This is a genomic window from Burkholderia sp. PAMC 26561 (genome assembly GCF_001557535.2).
Lineage (GTDB): Bacteria > Pseudomonadota > Gammaproteobacteria > Burkholderiales > Burkholderiaceae > Caballeronia.
The window spans coordinates 2963610-2984861 of record NZ_CP014306.1; the positions used below are offsets into that span (position 1 = coordinate 2963610).

The window sequence follows — 21252 nt, forward strand, 5'->3', positions numbered from 1 at the left end:
GTGGCGGCACTTCATTTCTTTGTCCAACGGCGACAAAGAAACGAAGCAAAGAAAACGCCTTCCAACCGCTAATTCTTAAGTGTCCCGAGCGTGCATGTACAACTGTTTGGTACTTCACAAGAACGCTCGACGCCATAACCACCAACACTTGAAACCCTCCCCCTCCGTCAACAGATACCCACACGCTTCGCCACCAGTAACTGTGGCAGTCAATACGGAAACCTGGTCCAGGTATAACAACGGGTTGAGCCCATAACGGCCTTACAGCACTCTGAACTTGCCCGACACGTTGCCACCGGTGGTCCCAGGTAAGCACGGGTACAACGGAACCAGTACAGCGAATTCCTCCGTTTGGGCGCTAGCGCGCGCAGCGCGGAAGCCTGATTAGCGGATTCCCACACTGGTGGCGAAGCGTGTGGGTTGCCGTTTACGGAGGGGAAGGGTTTCAAGTGTTCTTAAGTCCGGCGTCGAGCGTTTTTCTGAAGTACCAAACAGTTGTCAGTGCACGCTTGGGACACTTATGAGCCCTCGGTGGAGAGGCGTTTTCTTTGCTTCGTTTCTTTTTCGCCGTTGGAAAAAGAAATGAAGTCCCGCCACGGACAGTGGCTAAAAGTGCTAAAAAAATCAGCCAAAACAAACCGCGCGGTAGCCTAAATAGCAGCAACCCGGCATCACCCCCACACCACCTCTTCCACACACAACCCTGACGCCAATCACGATCACGCAAGCCCCTAAACCTCAGGTCTTTTTCATCTTCGCGGCAACGACCACCGACAGTGCACATCCAATGGCGAGATACGCCGCCACCGGGTGCCACGAACCCCCGGCGAAATTCACCAGCGCCACCGCGATGAACGGCGTAAACCCGCCTCCCACCACGCTAGCCACCTGGTACCCCACGCCCGCGCCGCTATAACGATATTCAGTGCCGAATAGCTCCGTGAACATCGGCTGCTGGACGCTCACGACCATGTCATGCGCAATGTTCGCAAGCATCACCGAGAAGACCACGATCCAGACGGTCGAGCGTGCATCGAGCGCAAGAAAGAACGGCACCGCGCTCAACATGCCGATCACCGCGCCAATGATGTAGATACGCCGGCGCCCGAAGCGGTCAGCGAGTATTGCAAAACACGGAATGGTGAGAATGCTGACGGCGCCCACCAGCAACCCGATGTTCAGGAAAAACTGCCGGGGCATGCCGAGGTTGCTCGTGGAATAACTCAGCGCGAATGCAGTGACGATATACATCGTGAAAAGCTCGGCAAGACGCAGCGCAATGATCAGCAGGAACGCTTTCGGGTGCTGGCGCAGCGCTTCGAAGATCGGCAGGCGTTTGGGCTTTTGTCCCTTTTCGATGACCTTGTGCACGAACTCCTGCGACTCCTCCATGCTCGATCGAACCCACAACCCGATCAGCACCAGCACGACACTGAACACGAACGGAATGCGCCAGCCCCAGCTCTTGAAAGTGGCATCGTCCATGGTCTGGCTGAGAATGGAGACAATCCCCGTCGCGAGAATCAGCCCAACGCCATAACCCACTTGCACGCCGCTGCTATAGAACGCCTTCTTTTTGCTCGGCGCACTTTCCACGGCCATCAATGCTGCCCCGCCCCATTCGCCGCCCACGGCAAAACCTTGAATCGCACGCAACGTGATCAGCATCACCGGCGCCCACCAGCCGACGGACGCGAACGTAGGCAACAAACCGATCATCGCCGTCGACAAACCCATCATCATCACGGTCAGCACAAGCATGCGCTTGCGGCCCAGCCTGTCGCCGTAGTGCCCGAACACGAAGCCGCCCAGCGGCCGGAACAGGAAACCCACGCCGAAGGTGCCGAACGCTGCGAGCGTGCCCATGGCCGGGCTCACTTTCGGAAAGAACTCGGTGTTGAACACGATCGCCGCGATGATCCCGTAGAGCAGGAAGTCATACCAGTCGACCACAGCGCCTACGAAACTGCCGAGTGCCGCCTTGCGGGCGCGGCTTTTATCGAGGTCCACACTCGCGACGCCGACAGGCTGGATTGCGATAGTCATTGCGTTGTCTCTGATATGTATTGGTTTGACTGTCCGATGTTTTTTTCATGCTGCTCGCGTAAGCGAGTCGATCGGTTCCGGAGTGGATGAAGCATAGGATGGCGTCTTTTGCAGGGCAACGGTTTCTATAGATGTGAACGCGATTATCGAACGAGAATGTGCGATCAGCGATTGTTTATCGGGTTAGCACTAGGGCCTGGAACGGCGTCCGCGAGGCGCGCCATCCGGATTCTGCATTATGAGTGCGTGAAACATCAACGCGCTCATGTGAGCGATAATCGCTCGTATGCCATCACTGATCGCACGGATTTAGGATTGATGCTTATGACCAAACGACCGCCTCTCGACAAACGCGACTGGATCGCGGGGCTCGAAAAAGGTCTTGCAATACTCGAGGCTTTCGACAGCGACCATGCACGCATGACCCCGACGCAGGCCGCGGCTCGCACGGGAATGACGCGCACGGCCGCGCGCCGGCATCTGCTCACACTGGAGCATCTCGGCTATGTGGAAAGCGACGGCAAGCTCTTTGGCCTCACCCCGCGCGTGCTGCGAGTCGGTTGGTCGTACTTCGATTCCGCGCGCTTGCCCAAGCTCGTTCAGCCCTATCTGCAACAACTCAGCGCGACGCTCAACGAGTCGGTCTACATGAGCGTGCTCGATGAATGGGAGCTTGTGTTCATCGCGCGCAACGGCACCTCGCGTGTGATGTCAACGGGCTTCGTGCTCGGTGCGCGAGTGCCGGCGCCGCTGACATCGCCGGGTGTGGTGCTGCTCGCCTACAAACCTGATGAAGACGCGGTGCACGAGTGGCTCAACACCACGTCGCTCGCGCCGTTCACGCCCCATACGCTGACCAACAAGGTGCGGCTGCAGGAGAAGATCCGTCAGGCGCGCGCCGATGGATTTGCGGTCATCGAACAGCAGTTGCAGGTTGGTGTGCGCGGGATTGCGGTGCCGGTGAAGGACCGGCATGGCGAAGTCGTCGCGGCGCTCAGCACCAACATGCCGATAGGACGCGAAACCACCGAAGCCGCCGTCAACCGAGTGGTGCATCACCTGCAAGAGACCGCGCTCGCCATGCTGAACGTTGTTTGATGTGGTCTGAGCGAGCCCCGACATCATGAATCTCCGGCACCTGCATGCGTTTGTCGTCCTTGCGGAAGAACTCAACTTCAGCCGCGCGGCCGAGCGATTACACGTCGCGCAGCCCGCGCTCAGCCAGCAGATCCGCGCGCTTGAAGAACGGCTCGGCACACAGCTCGTGGATCGTGGCAGCCGTCCGTTGCGGCTGACCGAAGCGGGAAGTTATCTATGCATCGAGGCACGGCAGATCCTTTCATCGTTCGATCAGGTCGCGCTCGGCACACGTGAAATCGGACTCGGCTTGCGCGGATGGCTCGGCATAGGGTTCACGCGTTCATCGATGTATAGCGTGCTGCCTCCCGCGCTCAAGGCGTTTCATCGCGCGTATCCGAACGTCGAGCTGAAACTGTTCGAGATGCTCACCGAAGAACAGACCGACGCCCTGCACGAAACGCGGATTCACGTCGCCATTGGGCGGCAGGTGCAGGCCATTGCGGGCTGCACCACGCTGCCGCTTCTGCACGAGCGGGTCGCGGTCGTGCTCTCACCGGACCATCCGCTTGCGGGCAAGAAATCGGTGCGCATCACACAACTTGCCAATACCCCGCTCGTGCTCTACCCCAAGCATTCAAACGGACTATATTCGCGCTTTGTGGAATCGCTTTATCGCAATGCCGGCGTGACGCCGCATGTCGCGCATCAGGCTTACGAGATCCAGACGGCGATTGCACTGGTTGCGGCCGGGCTGGGCGTGACGTTCGTGGGTGAATCGGTTGCACGGCACGGTCGTTCCGATGTCGTCTACCTTCGCCTCGATGCACCGTTGGCGTCGCAGACGACGACGCTTTCAGCGAGCTTTCGAAGCGACGATACATCGTCTCATCTCCAAGCCTTTCTGAAGTGCCTCGCGCCCGTACTATAAGCAAATCATTATAAAAAGATAAAAACACGGTCTTGGACGCGCGGCGCCCGGGTTCGTAACATCACTTCCATCAGTCAGGCATCCCGTGCAATGCACGATCTTGCCGCAGCTCGCTGTCCCGCACGCCAACACATTCCGGACTTGATCGAAGCAACGCGGGCACCGCCCTGTGCGTATGCGTCCGTCCGCAAAAAAGCGATTCACCTATACGACACCCGGTCCACGGGCGCTAATAAAGACAGGAGACGTTGATGATCGACTCGATCGAAAGCTCGACCATGCGCAAGGTGTACGGCCGCCTCATGCCGTTGCTCTTCGCGATGATGTTCTTCAACTATCTGGACCGGATCAACATCGGTTTCGCCGCGCTCGACATGAACAAGCAGCTCGGCTTCAGCCCGGCCGTGTTCGGTTTCGCAGGCAGCATCTTTTTCTTCGGCTACATGCTGCTCGAGGTACCGAGCAACCTGCTGCTGCATCGTCTGGGCGCGCGGCTCTGGATCGCACGGATCCTGCTGACATGGGGCGCGGTTGCAGCCGCTACCGCTTTTGTTTTCAGCGAATCCAGCTTCTACGTGCTGCGTTTCCTGCTAGGCGTGATGGAAGCGGGCTTTCTGCCCGGTGTTGCGGTCTATCTGACGAAGTGGTTCCCGGTGCGCTACCGGGCGCGGGCGGTGGGCGGCTACATCATCGCGGGATCGTTTTCGGCGGTGCTTGGCGGACCTATCTCGACTGCGCTGATGACCTACGCGAACGGACCACTCGGCTTGCAAGGTTGGCAATGGATGTTCATCCTCGAAGGCGTCCCCGCCATGCTGCTCGGCTTGCTGACCCTGCGGTTGATGACAGAACGTCCGACCGAAGCAGCCTGGCTCACGCCTGAACAAAAACACTGGCTCGAATCCACGCTCGCGAGAGAACGCGAAGCGCTCGGCGCCGATAAACACTTCCCCATGCTGCGCGTCGCGAGCGATATCCGCGTCTGGAGCCTTGCGTGTCTCTTCGGCTGCGCGCTCGTGGGTATCTATGGCCTCTTCCTGTGGTTGCCGCAGATCGTGAAAAGCCTGGGTCATTTGAGCAATTTGGAAGTTGGATTTCTTTCGGCCGTGCCGCCGCTTCTCGGTGTGGTCGGGACGCTCGTGATCAGCCGCAGTTCCGATAGAACCGGCGACCGCAAGAAGCATCTGGCCTTCGTGTATGGAATGAGCGCGCTTGCAATTGCAGGCAGCGCCTACGCGCCGAATCCGGTGATTGCCTATGCGCTGCTTTGCGTGACCGGCCTCTTCATCTATGCAGGCAATCCGCTGTTCTGGAGCCTTGCTTCGTCATTCAGAACGGGCGCGGCGGGCGCGGCGACCATCGCGCTGATCAACACCATCGCGCAATTCGGCGGACTGGTCGGCCCGTGGAGCATCGGCCTCGTGCGCAGCGCGACGGGCAACTTCAAGCTGGCGCTCCTGACGATCGCAGCGTTTCTTGTCGTGGCGACTGTCATTGCGCTGGTGATGCGCGTGAAGCCCTCTGAAGACGAACTCGAAGCGATGCCTGCCGGCGATACCCCTGCGGGACATCTTCATTAAGCCTTGATCTGGAACCCAGCGATGATTATCGATTGTCACGGCCACTACACGACGTCTCCACCCGAACACGAGGCATGGCGTGCTGCGCAAATCGCCGCGCTGAAGGACGGCCTGCCGACTCCTGCGCGTCCGGTCATCACGGACGACCAGATCCGCGAGAGCATTGAAGGCGGACAGTTGCGCCTCCAGCGCGAGCGCGGCACCGATCTCACGATCTTCTCGCCGCGCGCAGCCGGCATGGGCCATCACCTTGCCGGCGCCGATGCCAATACACATTGGTCGCAAGAAAGTAACGACCTGATTCACCGCGTGTGTGCGCTTTTTCCGCGCAACTTCGTGGGTGTATGCCAGTTGCCGCAAGCGCCGGGGGTGGCGCCTGCGAATTGCATTCCCGAATTGCGCCGATGTGTGGAAGAGCTTGGCTTCATAGGTTGCAATCTGAATCCCGATCCATCGGGCGGCCACTGGACCGGACTGCCGCTGACCGACCGTTCGTGGTATCCGCTGTATGAAGCCTTGGTCGAGCTGGACGTGCCCGCGATGATCCACGTTTCGTCGTCGTGCAATGCGAATTTTCATGCAACCGGCGCGCACTATATCAATGGCGATACGTCCGCATTCATGCAGTTGCTGACCGCGGACCTGTTCGCCGATTTCCCGACTTTGCGCTTCATCATCCCGCATGGCGGCGGCGCTGTTCCCTATCACTGGGGACGCTACCGCGGGCTTGCGCAGGACATGAAAAGGCCTTTGCTCAAGGACTATCTGCTCAAGAACGTGTTCTTCGATACCTGCGTGTATCACCAGCCCGGCACCGACTTGCTGGCAAAAGTAATACCTGTAGAAAACATTTTGTTTGCATCGGAAACGATCGGCGCTGTCCAGGGCATCGATCCCGAGACAGGCCATTATTACGACGATACCCGCCGTTATATCGACGCCATCGAATGGCTCACCGACGCCGACCGCCAGCGCATCTTTGAAGACAACGCGCGCGCCGTTTATCCACGCCTTTCGAATCAGATCACCCGCCAGTTTTCCTGAAGGAGGAGCAATCATGAATCAACCTGGATGGCGCCGGAATGCATCCGCGCCGCAAGCAAGTCCCGAAGTGCTAGAGACGTTGCGCGGCCTTGCCGTATCGCTGTTAAGCGACAACATGGCGCGTGCGAGCGGCACGATAGGACTTCTGCCCTATCACAAGCCCAAGCCTATGGCCGGAACGGCCGTAACCGTCCACACCCGTCCGGGCGATAACCTCGCGATTCATCGCGCGTTCGATTTTTGCCGCCCCGGTGATGTCCTCGTGATCGATGGCGGCGGCGAACTCACGCAGGCGCTCATGGGCGAGATCATGGCGACGTATGCTGAAAGCCTCGGTGTGCAAGGTCTCGTGATCGATGGCGCCATTCGCGACGTCGGCGCGCTGAGCGCACACGATTTTCCGGTCTATGCACGCGGTGCGACCCATCGCGGGCCGTATAAAAACGGCCCTGGCGAGGTCAATGTGCCGGTGACCGTGGGCGGCATGGTAGTGCATCCAGGCGATATCATCGTTGGCGATGCGGACGGTGTGCTTGCAATTTCCCCCGACGATGTAATGACGGTAATCGAAGGCGCGAAGCGTCAGGCGGACAAGGAAGCCGCTGCGCTGCGCTCCATCGCCGAGGGACATTTCGATCGCGACTGGATCGAGGCACAGGAGAAAAAGATGATGGCTGTCTAAAACGATGCGCGGCGCCGCTTGAACGATTCGATGAACAGCGCGTTATCGGCGGCGCTGCCTATGGATACACGCATGCAGGTCTCGTAGCCCGCTTCGCGCCACGGCTTGACGATCACGCCATCAGCAAGCATGCGCGCGGCGAGCGCGGCAGCGTCTTCACCGCAGTCGAAAAAGAGAAAGTTGGCAAGAGAGCGCGCCGGACTGATGCCGAGCGCTTCGAGCGCAGCATGCATTTGCGTTCGCCCTGCACGCGTGTCTTCGACGCTCGCGGCAACATGAGCCTGATCCGCGAACGCAACGGCCGCGGCTTCCTGAGCAATCTGATTGATGTTGAAGGGCGTGCGAACGCGGTCCATCAAGCCGGCGAGTTCGGGCGCCGAAGCCACGCCATAACCCACGCGCAAACCAGCGAGCCCGTAAGCCTTGGAGAACGTGCGCAGCAACAGCCACGGCAAACCAGATTCGCGCAGTATCGCGAGGCTGTCGGGATAACCGTGTTCGCCAGCGGCATATTCGAAATAGGCTTCGTCCCACAAAACCAGCGTATTCGGCGATACCGCGCTCAACAGCCTCCGCATCTCATTCGCGTTCATCGCGCAACCGACCGGATTGCTCGGATTACTGATTATCACCATCCGCGTTTGCGGAGAGATTGCCGCGATCAACGCATCGACATCGAATTCCAGATCGGCGCGCATGGGCACAGTGATCACCTTCGCGCCAGCGCTCTGCGGATAAATGATATGCAAGCCAAACGACGGAACCACGGTGACCACTTCATCGCCGGCGCCAAGAAACGTATGCGCTGCAATCGCAAGCAAGTCTTCGGAGCCGTTTCCGAACAGCAACTGCTCAGGAGCGACGTTCAGCTTTTCAGCGATCATCGTGCGCAAGACGCTGCATGATGGATCGGGATAGAGCGAAAGTGAAGCGGCGGTCGTCCACTGCGCCAGATGTGCCAGGACGGCCGCACTGGCCCCGCGCGGATTTTCATTGCTGCCGAGTTTGGCAACATGCGTCACGCCATATTGCGCACGTACGAGATCGCTCGATAAACCCGCGTTATAGGCAGGCAGGTTGCGCACTTCGGCACGCATGCCGTCGATAAATCCGGTAGTGCTCATCAAGTACCTTCCGCAGGCAATACCTTGCCCGGATTGAGAATGCCGTGCGGGTCGAGCGCATGCTTGATCGCACGCATGCACGCAAGTTCGGCCGGACTGCGCGAATAACCGAGGAATGGCCGCTTGAGCAAGCCGATCCCGTGCTCCGCGGATATCGATCCCTTGTAATCGCGGACCATGCCGTAGAGCGCGTGATCGACCTCTTCCACCGTCACGCCGGGTATCGATCGCGCATCGAGCGTGACATGCAGGTTCGAGTCGCCTATATGCCCGAAATAGAACCCGCGATGCGTCGGCCAGCGTGCGCCAAAGTCCTTCCGGCATGCATCGACAAAATGACCGATCGCGCCTATCGGCAAGCTCACGTCGAAGTTGATCGGCTCCAGTTTTACCGGCAATTCCGCGGTCGCTTCGCGGATCGCCCAAAGCGCTTGCGTCTCGGATTGCGATTGCGCAATGACCGCGTTGAGCACAACGCCCGCCTCGAGTTGCGCATTGAGCGCAGCGGCGAACCGCTCGCCGTGGTCATCGGAGAAACCGGCTTGTTCGATCAGCGCATACACCGGATACGCTTCGCCCAGCGGCGATTGCTTCGATTGCGTCAGCGACACACCGAAGTCGTAAAACTCCGGCCACATGATTTCGAATGCGCCGATTTCATCGCCGAAAGTGGATTGCAGCGACCGCAGCAACGCAACCGCGCCGTCATAATCATTCAGCGCGCAAAGCGCTGTGCTGCGTGCCGCCCGACGCGGCTTCAGCTTCAACACTGCACGCGTGATGATGCCAAGCGTTCCCTCCGATCCAATGAACAGATTGCGCAGGTCGTAACCCGTATTGTTCTTGACCATCTTGTTCATGGAACTGAGCACGGAGCCATCGGCGAGCACGACTTCGAGTCCAAGTACCTGTTCTCTCGCCGTGCCGGATTGCAGCACGCGAATACCGCCGGCGTTCGTGGCGAGATTGCCGCCGATCTGACACGAGCCGCGCGCGCCGAGATCCAGTGCGAATTCGAAGCCGGCCGCCTGCGCAGCTTCCTGCACGGTCTGTAACGTGGTGCCGGCGAGTACGGTCATGGTCGCGGCCGCTTCGTCGAGTTCTTCGATGCCGACGAGACGTTCCATCGAAATGCAAACATCGCCGCCTGTGGGAATCGAGCCGCCGGCGAGACCTGTCATGCCGCCTTGCGGCACGACACTTTGACGCGCTTCATTGCAAAGGCGCAGGACGGTCGCGACTTCATCGACCGAACGCGGCAGCACGACCGCCAGCGGCGGCACCGGCGAACGTCCGCTCCAGTCGCCAAGATAGCGCGGCTCGATCGCGTCGCCAGTGCGCACCGATGCCGGACCCAGTGTATCGATCAACTTTTGTACTATCTGGTTCATTCCGTGTTCAGCCATTCGCGCGTTTCTTTCTGTAACCCATCGAGTCATTGATGCGGCCGAGTATGTAGTCGCCGGCCGCGACCGGGTCATACAGTGGCGGTGTATCGCTCAAGCCGAGATCGCGGGGATCGACACGGGCGCCGTAAGTCGGATCGTAGAAGGTCGCGATTGAATAACGCTCTTGTCCCGAACTATTGATCACGCGATGCAGCGTCGAACGAAATCGATCGTTCGACCAGCGCGCGAGCAGATCGCCGACGTTCACCACGAGCGTGCCGGGAATGGGCGGCGCGTCGATCCAGCTATCGGTCGCCAGCTCCTTCACTTGCAGGCCGCCCACGTTGTCCTGCCACAAAAGCGTGATGCATCCGTAATCGGTATGCGGCGCGACGCCGAACTGATCGGCGTCGGATTTGGGCGCTTGCGGCGGGTAATAAACCATCTGCGTGCGCTGCATGCGCTTGGTGTATTTATCGGTGAAAAACGCTTCGTCTATATCCAGGCTCACCGCGACCGCGCGCAGCAAATCTGCGCCGCATGCACCAATCGCTTCGTAATAACCATACAACGCCGGTCTCAGCGACGGCATGAAGTCCGGCCAGTTGTTCGGACCGCGCAATGCTTCGCCCGCGAGGACGCTGGGATCGTCCTCAGCCAGTTCCAGGCCAATGCTGAAGAACTCTTTGTAATCAGGCTTGGTCGCCTGATACATGACGGCATCGCCAAGCGCATTAAAGCCGCGATGCCGATGATTCACCGCCACGCGACGCTTCACTTCCGGCGCATGCGCGAAAAATTCGCGCGCACCTTTAATGGCGCCGTCGAGCACATCGGCAGGCACGCCGTGATTGCTCACATAGAAGAATCCGATGCTCGTGCAGGCGTCGCGGATTGCCGCAGCGGCTTCGCGCAAGCCGACGGGGTCATGCGCGCGAACGGCCGCCATATCGACGACAGGAATGTGGGAAGCCGATCTCATCCGTGACTCCAGAGATTTGAATACCGTCTGTTCATAGCCGCGAAAGCACATCAAGATCGCGGCAACATCGTCTGTATATACCGCCAATTACGCGAGCGCAACCCGGCGTTTGTTCGAACTTGATCACGCTTTCCTACAAGGCCGACCTTGCCTCTCAAGAAGTATTTTTGACACGGTTGGCACCGCAAATTGACGGTATATACTGAATTGCACCATCCGGATTTCAGCGCTTCTGCCAACCCAACACCCATCAATCCGCTTGCTCACCTGCGCAAACTCCATGAGGCCAGGTGCTCTTAAATCAGGGGAGTTCAACAATGAATGTGTTCTCGAAGTGGAAGGGTCGTTTGCTCGTGGCCGCGTTGGTCGCGACAGCGGTTTCGGTTTCGGCTCACGCGGAAGACCAGTTGGCGAAGGTCAAGAAGGCGGGTGAACTGGTCGTCGGAACTGAAATGCAGTTTGCGCCGTTCGACTTCCTGGAAAACGGCCAGCAACAGGGCTTCAATAAAGACTTCTTTGCTGAACTCGCGAAGGAAATGGGCGTGAAGGTTCGCTCGATCGACTTGCCCTGGCCGAGCGTGCTGCCAGGTCTGGAAGCCGGGAAGTTCGACATTGTCAGCGGTCCCGTGACCATCACCAAAGCGCGCATGGAACGCTACGAATTCATGCTGCCGATTGCGGATGGCACGGTTGCATTGCTCAAGCGCGCGAACGACACGAGCATCAAGACGAACGCCGATGTCGCCGGCAAAGCCGTTGGCGGCGGCAAGGGTTCGGCGCAACTCGACCAGTTGAAGCAGTACGTCGCGACATTGCCGGGCAAAACGAACGTTCGGGAATACATCGACAATAACCAGGCCTATGCCGACCTTGCTGCCGGCCGGATCGTCGCCGTGGGTAACTCGCTACCGAACATTGCCTACGTGGCGCGTCAGCGTCCGGATACCTTTGCCGTGGTGCAGCCGCCGTTCGGAACGAAGGTGTTCTTCGCCTACCTTGGCCGCAAGGACCCGGACAGCAAACCGCTTATCGATGCAATCAACAAAGCGATCATCAAGATGCATGGCGACGGCCGTCTCGCAGCACTGCAGAAGAAGTGGTTCGGCGTAACCATGGATACGCCGACAACCATGCCAACGCCTAATTATTGATCCAGGAGCCGATGGCGCCGTGGCGCCTTCGAATCCCCTGCCGGACAGCACATGTTCAGCCTTCATGCATTGTTGGACGCCCTGCCGCTACTCATCAAGGCCGCGCAAGCCACGGTCCTGATTTCGCTTGTCGGGCTGGTGGTGGGCTTTGTCGTTGCGATCGCCGTGTGCAGCGCGAGGCTTTCGAAGAATGTTTTCATCTCGAAGCTCGGCGGTGCGTACGTCGGATTCTTCCGCGGCGTGCCGCTGCTCGTGCAGCTTCTGCTGACCTACTATTTTTTGCCATTCATCGGTATCAATGTGCCGCCGCTCGTCGCCGCTGCCGCAGCGGTGTCCTTGTGCGAGGCGGCTTATCTCGCCGAGATTCTGCGTGGCGGGTTCATCGGGATTGCGCATGGGCAACTCGAAGCCGCGCAGTTGCTCGGGCTGTCGCGCATGCATGCCGTGCTGCGCATCCAGGTGCCTCAGGCATTGCGCACGACACTGCCGTCGCTCGTCAATGAAATGGTGATGCTCGTGAAGGCCTCGTCGCTGATCTCGGTCGTCGGGGTCGCCGATATCACGCGCACCGCGCAGAATATTGCAGCGAGCACATACCGGCCGCTTGAAGCGTATGTCGCGGCCGGGCTCGTGTATCTCGTGATCAACGGCGCCTTGTCGCTCGCCGGGCATCGCGCGGAACGCCGGCTCGCGCAGGCATAGGCATAGACAACGCCATGGCCCTTCACTTCGACCCATCGGTCCTTACCGATTCCCTCCCTGCCCTCGCCGAAGGTTTCGCGACGACCATCGCCGTGTGGATAGGCGGCGTGCTGATCGGCATGGCGATAGGATTCGCCATCGCGTTGCTGCAGATTTTTTGCGGCAAGTGGGTGCGCGGTTTTTTGCGCGCGTATATAGAGGTCTTTCGCGGCACGCCGTTTCTCGTGCAGCTATTCGTGCTGTATTACGGCGGCCCATCGTTCGGGTTATCCCTTGAACCGTTGACGGCGGGTATCGTTGGATTGGGCCTGTATGGCAGCGCCTATTTTGCGGAAGCGTTCCGCTCGGGTTTTACGTCGGTGCCGCGCGGTCACATGGAGGCTGCGCAATGTCTCGGCTTCACGCGGCTGCAAGTCATCATGCGCGTACAGTTGCCGCAGATGCTCGTGATCATCCTGCCGGCGCTGACGAATCTGATCATCGTGCTGAGCAAGGAGACCGCGGTGTTGTCGGTTGTTACCGTACCGGAACTGACGTTCGTGCTGACGGGTATCGGCTCCGAAAAATTTGCGTTTGTCGAAACGCTGCTCGCGTTGTGCGTATGTTATCTCGTGCTGGTGGAAGTGGCTTCGCGCGCCGGGCAATGGGTCGAATTGCGCGTCGGCCGTTTCCTGACCCGATGAACGCATTAAAAACGCCGACCTCATTGTGAGTGCTGAATCATGAAGAAACCGATTATCGGCAACACGCCGGCGCAGGCTGAATATCTCGTCGATGCCCGGCATGTCAGCAAGCATTTCGGCACGCTCAAGGTACTCGACGACGTTTCGCTCGCCGTGCGCAAGTCGGAGGTGACGTGCATCATCGGGCCGTCGGGTTCGGGCAAAAGCACCCTGCTGCGATCACTCGCGTTCCTCGAGGAATACAGCGAAGGCGAGATTTACATCGAAGGCGAGTTGCTGGGTTATGTGACGGAGCGCAACGGCAAACGCGTGCGCGCACGCCAAGCCGAGATCAACCGCGTGCGCCGGAATGTCGGCATGGTGTTCCAGCAATTCAATTTGTGGCCGCACATGACGGCCATGGAAAATGTCGCCGAAGCGCTGGTGCGCGTGCGCAAACTTCCGAAGGCGGAAGCGCATAAACGCGCGCTCGCCATGCTCGACAAAGTCGGCCTCGCCGATCGTGCGAACAACCATCCCGCGCGTCTTTCCGGCGGCCAGCAGCAACGCGTTGCGATCGCACGCGCGCTCGCCATGGAACCGCACATCATGCTCTTCGACGAACCCACGTCCGCGCTCGATCCGGAGCTCGTTGGCGAGGTGCTTCAGGTCATGAAGAACCTGGCGAACGACGGCATGACGATGGTCATCGTCACTCACGAAATGGGTTTTGCAGCGCAGGTTGCGGATACGGTCATGTTTATAGATCATGGCAAGATTGCCGCGCAGGGCTCGCCCGAGGACGTGTTTCACAACGCCCAGCAGCCACGCCTTCGACAGTTTCTGCAAAACTATCTCGACAGGAACGCGTTCTGGACGCGTCGTGAGGACCCCGCTGCCGGCAGCATGCCGGTCTTGACAGAATCCAGCAGGATGTAAAAACATGAATACAAACGGGCTTTCGAACCCAGCATCTGCAGCGCAGGAAACAGCCGTGCCACTCGCGCGCTATGAGCGCGTGAAGGAACATATCCGCACGCGCATTCTCTCGGGGGAATGGCGGCCGGGCGACCGCATTCCGTCGGAGATGACGCTGGTCGGCGAGCTGGGCGTATCGCGCATGACGATCAACCGCGCGTTGCGCGAGCTAACGGAACAAGGGGTATTGACGCGCTTTTCGGGCGTCGGGACGTTCATCGCGGAAGAGAAGCCGCAGTCCACGTTGCTGATGATCGCGCATATAGGCGACGAGATTCGTGCCAGAGGTCACGAGTACGGTTATTCGATCATGCTTGCCGTGCGTGAGGCGGCCGCAAGCGATGTGTCCGCCGCGCTAGGTCTGGCGCCTGGTGCGTCCGTGTTTCATGTGGTGTGCGTGCATCGTGAGAACGGGGTGCCGGTGCAACTCGAAGACCGGTATGTGAATCCGGAAGTCGCACCGCATTTTCTGGAGCAGGATTTCTCGACGGTGCGGCCTTCGGAGTATTTGTACAACACGGTGCCCGCACATGAAGTCGAGCACGTGGTCGATGCCGAACTGCCGTCCCGCGCCGATGCCCGCTTGCTCGAGATCGGCCCCGATCAGCCGTGCCTGACGCTGGTGCGGCGGACGTGGGCTAACAACGTTGCGGTGACGTTCGCGCGCTTCGTGCATCCGGGCACGCGATACAGATTGGGATGCCGCTTCAGCAGCGACAACCTACAGCGGCAGAGCTGAGAACGACCCGGCCGCCGTAGGCTTGAAAACGACTTAAACCGTGCCGTGCGACGCGAATTGCAGCGGGCAGAATCCGGCAATCTTGCCGCTTCTCACCTGCTTCGCCACGGCCACGATATCCGGCGCGAAGTAATGATCGAGCTCGTAATGCTCGACATCGGCGCGGATGGATTGCATGACCGGCTGCAAACGCGGACTCGTCAGATGCGGCGCGCGCAAGTCCACGCCCTGCGCCGCCGCGAGCAGTTCGATCGCGAGGATATGGGTCACGTTCTCGGCAATATCGCCCAGCTTGCGCGCGGCGAACGTCGCCATGGACACGTGATCTTCCTGATTCGCCGACGTCGGCAGCGAGTCCACCGATGCCGGATGCGCGTAGGTCTTGTTCTCCGATGCAAGGGCGGCCGCCGTCACATGCGCGATCATGAAGCCCGAGTTCACGCCGCCATCGCGAACGAGGAAAGGCGGCAAGCCGGAGAGCGTGGCATCGATCAGTAGCGCAATGCGGCGTTCCGCCAATGCGCCGATTTCCGCCGCGGCAATCGCGAGGTTATCGGCGGCAAACGCGACGGGCTCCGCATGAAAGTTGCCGCCCGAAAGCACTTCGCCCGTGTCCGGGAAAATCAGCGGATTGTCCGATACGGCGTTCGCTTCGATCAGCAACACGTTGCCTGCATGACGGATCTGGTCGAGACACGCGCCCATGACCTGCGGCTGGCATCGAAGGCTGTACGGGTCTTGGACCTTGTCGCAATCCTGATGCGACAGGTTGATGCCCGAGCCTTCCAGCAAGGTGCGATACGCAGCGGCTGCATCGATCTGCCCCTGGTGGCCGCGCAACGCGTGAATGCGGGCGTCGAAGGGAACGACGGAACCCTCGGCGGCATCCACCGACAGCGAGCCCGACACCAGACCCGTCCGGTAGAGGTCTTCGATCGCGAACATGTTGTATAACGCGAGCGCGGTCGATGCCTGCGTGCCGTTCAAAAGCGCGAGCCCTTCCTTGGCTTGCAGGGTCAGCGGTTCGAGGCCGACGGACTTGAGTCCATCGATGGCAGGCGCCAGCTTTCCGTCGAGGAACACTTCGCCGATACCCATAAGCACGCCCGACATATGCGCGAGCGGCGCAAGGTCGCCCGATGCGCCGACCGACCCCTTGACCGGAATGACGGGCAGCACGTCTGCGTTGAACAGCGTGATCATGGCGTCCATCACCTTGCGGCGAATGCCGGAATGACCACGCCCCAGGCTCGACAGTTTCAGCGCCATCAACAACCGGACGACGGGCGGCGACATTGGCTCACCGACACCGACCGCGTGCGACAAAACCAGATTGCGCTGCAGGAGTTCAAGCTGGTCTGCGGGAATATGCGTGTTCGCGAGGCGGCCAAAACCCGTGTTGATGCCGTAGGCCGGCAGACCTTTCGCGGCGATGTCCTCGACGGCTTTTGCACTGGCATCGATAGCCGCGTGGCTTGCCGGGTCGAGTTCGAGCTGCACGCGTTCGCGTGCGATCTGGCGCAGTTGCGGGAGGGTCAGTTTGCCGGGGGTGAGCGTCATCATCGTGTTGTCCTTAAGCGTCAGGCTTGCGCGTTTGCATGCGGGGCTGTCTTGTCTATACAAGAGCATAACCGCGAGTCTAGGACAACAAAATCGGTATATACAAGTATTTTATGATTTAGGACGAACGAAAATCAACGCCGTGCCGGCCCCGCAGCCAGCAACAGCGGGGACTACCGCATGAAACTGCTGAAATCCAAGCGATCGTCGAATTTTGATCGCAACGCTGACCCGGTCCATTCCGCATCCTGAAAAGCTTCTGTCTATACCGCGTCCCGGGAGACGTCCGAGATCACGGTCACGAGCAGCTCGGCGCAATAAATGAACGCGCGGCACGTGAGCCGCGCGTTAGTCGGCACCTGACGCAGTTTGCGGGTGTTGTTCGAGCAAGATCAAACTGCCGCGTTCGGCCGAGCCAGGCAGCCCCCCGCTCAGCGGGCGGCCAGCCGTGGATGATCAGCCTCTAGCCGCGCCCGACGCCGTGCGTTAGATGCCCGCTTTGTGCGCCGCGAATATGAGCCGCAAACCGAGCGCGGCAACGGCCGTTGCAGCAATCCGGTCAACCCATTTCTTCGCGCGCAGATAAACCTCGCGCGGACGGCGGCTGGAGAAACCCAATGCTACGACGGTGTACCAGCCCGCCTCGATGCCGAACAGCAAAGGCGGCAGCACGAAATAACACCAGAGTGGCGGATGTTGCGGCAACAGGGCAGCAAAGATACTGCCGTACCAGATCGCGGTCTTCGGGTTGCTGAGTTGCGTACTCAGGCCCATCCAGAACGATTTCCGAAGATTGCGGGCGTGTGCGGAGCGCGTTTGGTCGACGGATATGGGACTCGATGCACCCCGCCAGATATTGAACGCGATGTAGATCAGGTAGAGGCCACCAGCAATTTTTAACGTGACATAGAGCCATGCGACGGCGGACAGCAGCGTGTACAAACCCGCCAGCGCGATGCCGCTGAAGAACACACCGCCTACGCCCATGCCGAGTGCGGTCGCGAGTCCATCGGCGCGGGACAGGCCAATTGCATTGCGCGCGACCAGCACGAAGCTGGGACCGGGGCTCATGGCGCCCATCAGGATCGCGGCGAGGATGGCCAGGATAGCGGCTGAGGCAGTCATCGGAAAGCTCCTTTGTGTGACAGCGAAGCGGTTGGAGGCTTGAAAAATAACACGGTACGGCTTAAGTGGCTCCTTTTCCCCGGCCAGATGAAATCAGGTCTCGGCTGGTGTCACGCGCATCTGCCATGCGGCAAGCAACTCCGCCTGCTTGCTCAACCAGCGCTTGGGCAATGCTTGCGATCCCCATTGATCGGTCCTGCTTGCGTGCCCGCCCATGAACCAGAAATGGCGGACTGGTCGAAGGCACATGAATATCCATCAGTGAAGCGCCGTACCATTCAACGTGACTTTCGTGACCGCACTCGATTGCAAGCTCCACTTCGCGACAATCGCTGCGTACGTACCGTTCGCAATCAACGTATTGAGCGCACCGAGCACGGCATCGCGCAATTTTGGATTCGACTTGGCGAACGCAATGCCTTCAGGCGATGTCGCGAACGGCTCGCCGATAGGCTTGTACGTGTTCGGTTCAAGCTTCATTGCGTACGGCAAGGTCTCGCTGCCCTGCACGCCCGCTGCAATGCGTCCTTGCTTGAGTTGCATGCGCGCGGACGCGGTATCTTCGGTTCCCGCGACGGTGATCGCGCCCTTGCCCGCGCCTTCGCAGTTTTTCGCGCTCCACGCGGCGGTATCGGCGGGAAACGATGTGCTGCGGCTCGTACCGACCGGCTTGCCGCACAGGTCCGGCGCCTGTTTGATCTCATGCGCCCGCGACGCAAGGATATAAAACTGCGCGCCCGAATTCAGGTAGTCCAGAAAATCCGCGGTATCGCGACGACCGGGGACATCACTCAGGCCGCTCAGGATCATATCGACACGACCCGTCGCCAGCGATGGCAACAACTGTTCAAACGCCGATTCCTGCCAGTCGAACTTCACGCCGAGTTGCTTGGCAATCGCGTTGCCGAGGTCGATATCGAAACCAACCAGGTCCCCGCTTTCCGGGTCCTTGTATTCCATCGGCGGATAGATGGAGTTCACCGCGACCTTGATCACTTTCGACTTTGCGAATGCATCGGGCAAGGCCTGCGCGTGCGCGCCGCTCGCGAACAGAAACGTCGAGAGGCACAAGGCCATCAGGCTGGAAACGGCACGCATCGGGTTCAGCTTGTTCATGAAAGACACACCTTATGAAGGTCTTGTGAAGTTGCGAAGGATCGTTACGAAATCTCGGGACGTAGTGGCCTAACGCACTACAGGTCGTGCATCGGCATCGCCGCCGAGCCATTGCGTCAGAGTCCGGACATCGGCGAGAGTGTCCAGATCGAGCAGCGCCGTTTCAAGCGCATCGACTGAGGCTTCCGGAATCGTCATACCGGCCAGCGCGCGGAATTTCGCAACCAGAGCCGCGTCCGAAACCGGATTGCGCGGATCGCCGAGCGGTATGTCGACGCGTCGCGAACGCGGTTCGGTATCGGACATCGCGAGGGTGATCACGGGTTCGTCGAGATCCGACATGGCAGGATCGATCTCGAGCATGATGCGTCGCATGGCCGCCGCGATACGCGGGTCGTGACGTTGTGCGTCGAGATATGCGCCTATGCCAGCCTGGCCGTTCACGAGCGCCGTGGCGATGGCGTACGGCAAGCTCATTTGCGCCGATGCAAGCGTGTTGAGATCGCGTCCGCCGCACATCTGGTTCACAAACGCGCTCAGGCTGACATGCACCCCGGTCAGCTTGTCCAGGTCCGCAGCGCGTCCTTGCAGGAGTTCAAGCGTGGCGTCGATCGCCGCATGCGTACTCCGGCATGCGGCGTGTGGCTTGATCGAACAGCGCATCAGTTTCCATACCACGCCAATGTCCGCGAGCAATGCCTCGGGCTGCTGTGTTTCACGCGCGAAGGCATTGAAGAAACCGCCCCATACGTCTTCGAAGATTTGTGTCGGACCACTGACGCCCTGGCGCGCGAGCAGCGCGGCAAGCAGGCCGCCTTCCGCAGCGCGTCCCGTATGCATGCGCTTGGTCTGCGATGCATCGTGTATGAAGCCCCACAACCCGCCGCTGAAACTTCCGGCGTGGCCGAGCGCGGCGGCGGTCTGAATAGCGTCGAGACCGAGCAGGCGCGCGCTCGCCGCAGCCGCACCGAACGCGCCGCATGTCATGGTGGAATGCCAGCCGTAGTTGTTGTGTGGCGAATATCCGCCGCACGCTTCGAGCACACGCCGGCCGACGTCGTAGCCTAAGACGACCGCCGTCAGAAATTCGCGCCCTGATACAGCGCGGTCGGTGCAGGCGAGCGCCGCGAATGCAGCGGGAAGGACGACTGCGCCGGAGTGGTCGCAGCCGCCGGCGTCATCGAGTTCGAGCGCATGTGCTGCAACGCCATTGACGAACGCCGCATCACGCGCGTTAAAACTCTGCGACGTACCCCATGCGCGTATTTCGCCTTTGCTTCCCAGGCTCATCAGTGCACGCACGCTGCGCGCTTCAACGGCCGTCGCACCGCCCAGAGAAACGCCGAGCGTGTCGAGTATATGGCGCTTCGCTTTATGCACGACAGCGGCCGGAAGCGTCTCCCCCGAAGTCTCTGCGACAAACCCCGCAAGCCGTTGCGACAAGGTCGATTTGCCAGCGTTCATGCCTGCTCCTGCTTGTGCCGTGCATACACTTCGACCGGGTGACCGGGCTCGTTGCTCGTGACGCTTTGGCGCCACCACGCGGCCATCTCGGCGCCCGTCGCGAACCAGACATCGTTGCGTGAGCGGATGTCGGCGAGCAGTTCACGCAGCACATCGATGCGCCCTGCCGTGCCGATGATCTCCGGATGCAGCCGCAGCACGAAGCACAATCCAAATCGATGAAACGCCGCGAAATCATGCTTCCAGTTCTTCGCCACTTCACCGTACGACGGAATGCGGGGCTGCCCGACAGGAACCGCCGGCGACAGGTTGTATGTGAAGTACGGTTCGTCTTCGAGCTCATAGTGAAGCGGCAGTTCTACGAGCGGCGGTGTAGTGATCGCCGTGTCGGAATCCGGCAAATGGAAATACGGCAGGTCATCGCCACGCCACGACGACGACCATGTGACGCCTTCATCGCGAAGAAAGTCCGCGAAGCCCGGCGCCCAGTTTCCAGTGAACGAACGGAAGCCCTCGGCGCGGTGGCCAAGCACGTTTTCAAGCGCGGCTTGTCCCTGCCTGAAGACGTTCTTCTGAGCGTCGAGCGTGAGCGTATCGAAGTCCTCGCAGACGTAGCCGATATTGCCTATCTCGTGCTTCTGCGCATCAATGCGCGCGACCAGTTCGCCATGCGTCTCGGCAACACGGCCCGGCACGAACCAGCTTGAACGGACATCGAATTCTTCCAGCGCATCGAGCACGCGATCCACCCCGCGCTTGGCGCCGTAACGCCATACGGATAACGACTTTTCGCGGCCCGCGATGCGCGGTTCCTGCGTGAGGATGCCGTGTTCGTCGTTGAAATCGACCGTGATGACGACGGCGCTTCGCGCATTGTCGGGCCACCGTATTGTGTTCATCG

General features: G+C 60.0%; 20 protein-coding genes. 10 read left to right on the top strand and 10 right to left on the bottom strand.

The annotated features are described in order from the left end of the window. Positions 1-738: 738 nt before the first annotated feature. Positions 739-2046, bottom strand: coding sequence for a shikimate transporter (gene shiA, locus AXG89_RS13660; protein WP_062169951.1), 1308 nt, complete (start codon positions 2044-2046; stop codon positions 739-741). A 324-nt stretch (positions 2047-2370) separates the two neighbouring features. On the opposite strand from shiA, the gene AXG89_RS13665 reads away from it, so the two are divergent. From AXG89_RS13665 to AXG89_RS13685, 5 genes are all read left to right on the top strand, one after another. Beyond that, the gene (locus tag AXG89_RS13665; protein WP_062170605.1) at positions 2371-3144 is read left to right on the top strand and encodes an IclR family transcriptional regulator domain-containing protein; all 774 of its coding nucleotides are present in this window, start codon (positions 2371-2373) and stop codon (positions 3142-3144) included. 25 nt (positions 3145-3169) lie between these two features. Further along, positions 3170-4054 (top strand): LysR family transcriptional regulator, encoded by an 885-nt coding sequence (locus tag AXG89_RS13670; RefSeq protein ID WP_062169952.1) that lies wholly within the window; start codon positions 3170-3172, stop codon positions 4052-4054. A 251-nt stretch (positions 4055-4305) separates the two neighbouring features. After that, complete coding sequence (locus AXG89_RS13675) at positions 4306-5634, top strand: MFS transporter (protein WP_062169953.1); 1329 nt, start codon at positions 4306-4308, stop codon at positions 5632-5634. A 21-nt stretch (positions 5635-5655) separates the two neighbouring features. Next, a complete protein-coding gene (locus tag AXG89_RS13680) occupies positions 5656-6678 on the top strand; it encodes an amidohydrolase family protein (RefSeq protein ID WP_062169954.1) in 1023 nt (340 codons plus the stop codon). A gap of 13 nt (positions 6679-6691) precedes the next feature. After that, positions 6692-7360 (top strand): RraA family protein, encoded by a 669-nt coding sequence (locus AXG89_RS13685; protein ID WP_062169955.1) that lies wholly within the window; start codon positions 6692-6694, stop codon positions 7358-7360. Here the strand turns inward: AXG89_RS13685 and hisC are convergent. From hisC to AXG89_RS13700, 3 genes are read right to left on the bottom strand one after another with little or no spacing between them, the layout of a single operon-like run. Further along, the gene (gene hisC / locus AXG89_RS13690) at positions 7357-8484 is read right to left on the bottom strand and encodes a histidinol-phosphate transaminase (RefSeq protein WP_062169956.1); all 1128 of its coding nucleotides are present in this window, start codon (positions 8482-8484) and stop codon (positions 7357-7359) included. The genes AXG89_RS13685 and hisC overlap by 4 nt on opposite strands. Beyond that, on the bottom strand, positions 8484-9875 hold the full coding sequence (locus AXG89_RS13695) for an FAD-binding oxidoreductase (protein ID WP_231941341.1): 1392 nt from the start codon (positions 9873-9875) through the stop codon (positions 8484-8486). Before AXG89_RS13695 ends, hisC begins: the two co-directional genes overlap by 1 nt. A gap of 7 nt (positions 9876-9882) precedes the next feature. Then, the gene (locus tag AXG89_RS13700; protein WP_062000850.1) at positions 9883-10854 is read right to left on the bottom strand and encodes an isopenicillin N synthase family dioxygenase; all 972 of its coding nucleotides are present in this window, start codon (positions 10852-10854) and stop codon (positions 9883-9885) included. 317 nt (positions 10855-11171) lie between these two features. On the opposite strand from AXG89_RS13700, the gene AXG89_RS13705 reads away from it, so the two are divergent. Genes AXG89_RS13705 through hutC form a run of 5 tightly spaced genes read left to right on the top strand, consistent with a single transcriptional unit; the run spans position 11172 to position 15086 of the window. Beyond that, positions 11172-12005: a transporter substrate-binding domain-containing protein gene (locus AXG89_RS13705; protein ID WP_061999427.1), complete on the top strand. Its 834-nt coding sequence runs from the start codon at positions 11172-11174 to the stop codon at positions 12003-12005. Positions 12006-12056: 51 nt separating this feature from the next. Then, positions 12057-12707 carry an amino acid ABC transporter permease gene (locus AXG89_RS13710; protein WP_061999428.1) on the top strand — a complete coding sequence of 217 codons (651 nt, stop codon included), beginning with the start codon at positions 12057-12059 and terminating at the stop codon, positions 12705-12707. 14 nt (positions 12708-12721) lie between these two features. Then, positions 12722-13390, top strand: a complete 669-nt coding sequence (locus AXG89_RS13715; RefSeq protein WP_062169957.1) for an amino acid ABC transporter permease — start codon at positions 12722-12724, stop codon at positions 13388-13390. Positions 13391-13429: 39 nt separating this feature from the next. Next, entirely contained in the window at positions 13430-14308 is an 879-nt protein-coding gene (locus AXG89_RS13720; RefSeq protein WP_061999430.1) for an amino acid ABC transporter ATP-binding protein, read from the top strand. Between the two features lie 4 nt (positions 14309-14312). After that, positions 14313-15086 carry a histidine utilization repressor gene (gene hutC / locus AXG89_RS13725; RefSeq protein WP_061999431.1) on the top strand — a complete coding sequence of 258 codons (774 nt, stop codon included), beginning with the start codon at positions 14313-14315 and terminating at the stop codon, positions 15084-15086. Between the two features lie 33 nt (positions 15087-15119). Here hutC and hutH read toward each other — a convergent pair whose 3' ends face one another. From hutH to AXG89_RS13750, 6 genes are all read right to left on the bottom strand, one after another. Continuing rightward, positions 15120-16649, bottom strand: coding sequence for a histidine ammonia-lyase (gene hutH / locus AXG89_RS13730; protein ID WP_062169958.1), 1530 nt, complete (start codon positions 16647-16649; stop codon positions 15120-15122). 483 nt (positions 16650-17132) lie between these two features. Beyond that, positions 17133-17771: a LysE family translocator gene (locus tag AXG89_RS13735; protein WP_062169959.1), complete on the bottom strand. Its 639-nt coding sequence runs from the start codon at positions 17769-17771 to the stop codon at positions 17133-17135. Between the two features lie 93 nt (positions 17772-17864). Then, positions 17865-18020, bottom strand: a complete 156-nt coding sequence (locus AXG89_RS42130) for a hypothetical protein (RefSeq protein WP_162916054.1) — start codon at positions 18018-18020, stop codon at positions 17865-17867. A gap of 9 nt (positions 18021-18029) precedes the next feature. Continuing rightward, entirely contained in the window at positions 18030-18887 is an 858-nt protein-coding gene (locus AXG89_RS13740; protein ID WP_062169960.1) for an ABC transporter substrate-binding protein, read from the bottom strand. Positions 18888-18956: 69 nt separating this feature from the next. Further along, entirely contained in the window at positions 18957-20351 is a 1395-nt protein-coding gene (locus AXG89_RS13745) for an MmgE/PrpD family protein (protein WP_062169961.1), read from the bottom strand. Continuing rightward, complete coding sequence (locus AXG89_RS13750; RefSeq protein WP_062169962.1) at positions 20348-21250, bottom strand: polysaccharide deacetylase family protein; 903 nt, start codon at positions 21248-21250, stop codon at positions 20348-20350. The genes AXG89_RS13745 and AXG89_RS13750 overlap by 4 nt, the downstream gene beginning before the upstream one ends. Positions 21251-21252: the final 2 nt, after the last annotated feature.

Bases quoted from the DNA above. Each gene is read 5' to 3' on its own strand.
- AXG89_RS13695 (WP_231941341.1), bottom strand. From the start codon at position 9,875: ATGAACCAGATAGTACAAAAGTTGATCGATACACTGGGTCCGGCATCG.
- AXG89_RS13685 (WP_062169955.1), top strand. From the start codon at position 6,692: ATGAATCAACCTGGATGGCGCCGGAATGCATCCGCGCCGCAAGCAAGT.
- AXG89_RS13670 (WP_062169952.1), top strand. From the start codon at position 3,170: ATGAATCTCCGGCACCTGCATGCGTTTGTCGTCCTTGCGGAAGAACTC.
- AXG89_RS13720 (WP_061999430.1), top strand. From the start codon at position 13,430: ATGAAGAAACCGATTATCGGCAACACGCCGGCGCAGGCTGAATATCTC.
- AXG89_RS13750 (WP_062169962.1), bottom strand. From the start codon at position 21,250: ATGAACACAATACGGTGGCCCGACAATGCGCGAAGCGCCGTCGTCATC.
- hisC (WP_062169956.1), bottom strand. From the start codon at position 8,484: ATGAGCACTACCGGATTTATCGACGGCATGCGTGCCGAAGTGCGCAAC.
- AXG89_RS13735 (WP_062169959.1), bottom strand. From the start codon at position 17,771: ATGACTGCCTCAGCCGCTATCCTGGCCATCCTCGCCGCGATCCTGATG.
- AXG89_RS13740 (WP_062169960.1), bottom strand. From the start codon at position 18,887: ATGAACAAGCTGAACCCGATGCGTGCCGTTTCCAGCCTGATGGCCTTG.
- AXG89_RS13745 (WP_062169961.1), bottom strand. From the start codon at position 20,351: ATGAACGCTGGCAAATCGACCTTGTCGCAACGGCTTGCGGGGTTTGTC.
- AXG89_RS42130 (WP_162916054.1), bottom strand. From the start codon at position 18,020: ATGTGCCTTCGACCAGTCCGCCATTTCTGGTTCATGGGCGGGCACGCA.
- AXG89_RS13700 (WP_062000850.1), bottom strand. From the start codon at position 10,854: ATGAGATCGGCTTCCCACATTCCTGTCGTCGATATGGCGGCCGTTCGC.
- AXG89_RS13715 (WP_062169957.1), top strand. From the start codon at position 12,722: ATGGCCCTTCACTTCGACCCATCGGTCCTTACCGATTCCCTCCCTGCC.
- AXG89_RS13710 (WP_061999428.1), top strand. From the start codon at position 12,057: ATGTTCAGCCTTCATGCATTGTTGGACGCCCTGCCGCTACTCATCAAG.
- AXG89_RS13705 (WP_061999427.1), top strand. From the start codon at position 11,172: ATGAATGTGTTCTCGAAGTGGAAGGGTCGTTTGCTCGTGGCCGCGTTG.
- hutC (WP_061999431.1), top strand. From the start codon at position 14,313: ATGAATACAAACGGGCTTTCGAACCCAGCATCTGCAGCGCAGGAAACA.
- shiA (WP_062169951.1), bottom strand. From the start codon at position 2,046: ATGACTATCGCAATCCAGCCTGTCGGCGTCGCGAGTGTGGACCTCGAT.
- AXG89_RS13680 (WP_062169954.1), top strand. From the start codon at position 5,656: ATGATTATCGATTGTCACGGCCACTACACGACGTCTCCACCCGAACAC.
- hutH (WP_062169958.1), bottom strand. From the start codon at position 16,649: ATGATGACGCTCACCCCCGGCAAACTGACCCTCCCGCAACTGCGCCAG.
- AXG89_RS13665 (WP_062170605.1), top strand. From the start codon at position 2,371: ATGACCAAACGACCGCCTCTCGACAAACGCGACTGGATCGCGGGGCTC.
- AXG89_RS13675 (WP_062169953.1), top strand. From the start codon at position 4,306: ATGATCGACTCGATCGAAAGCTCGACCATGCGCAAGGTGTACGGCCGC.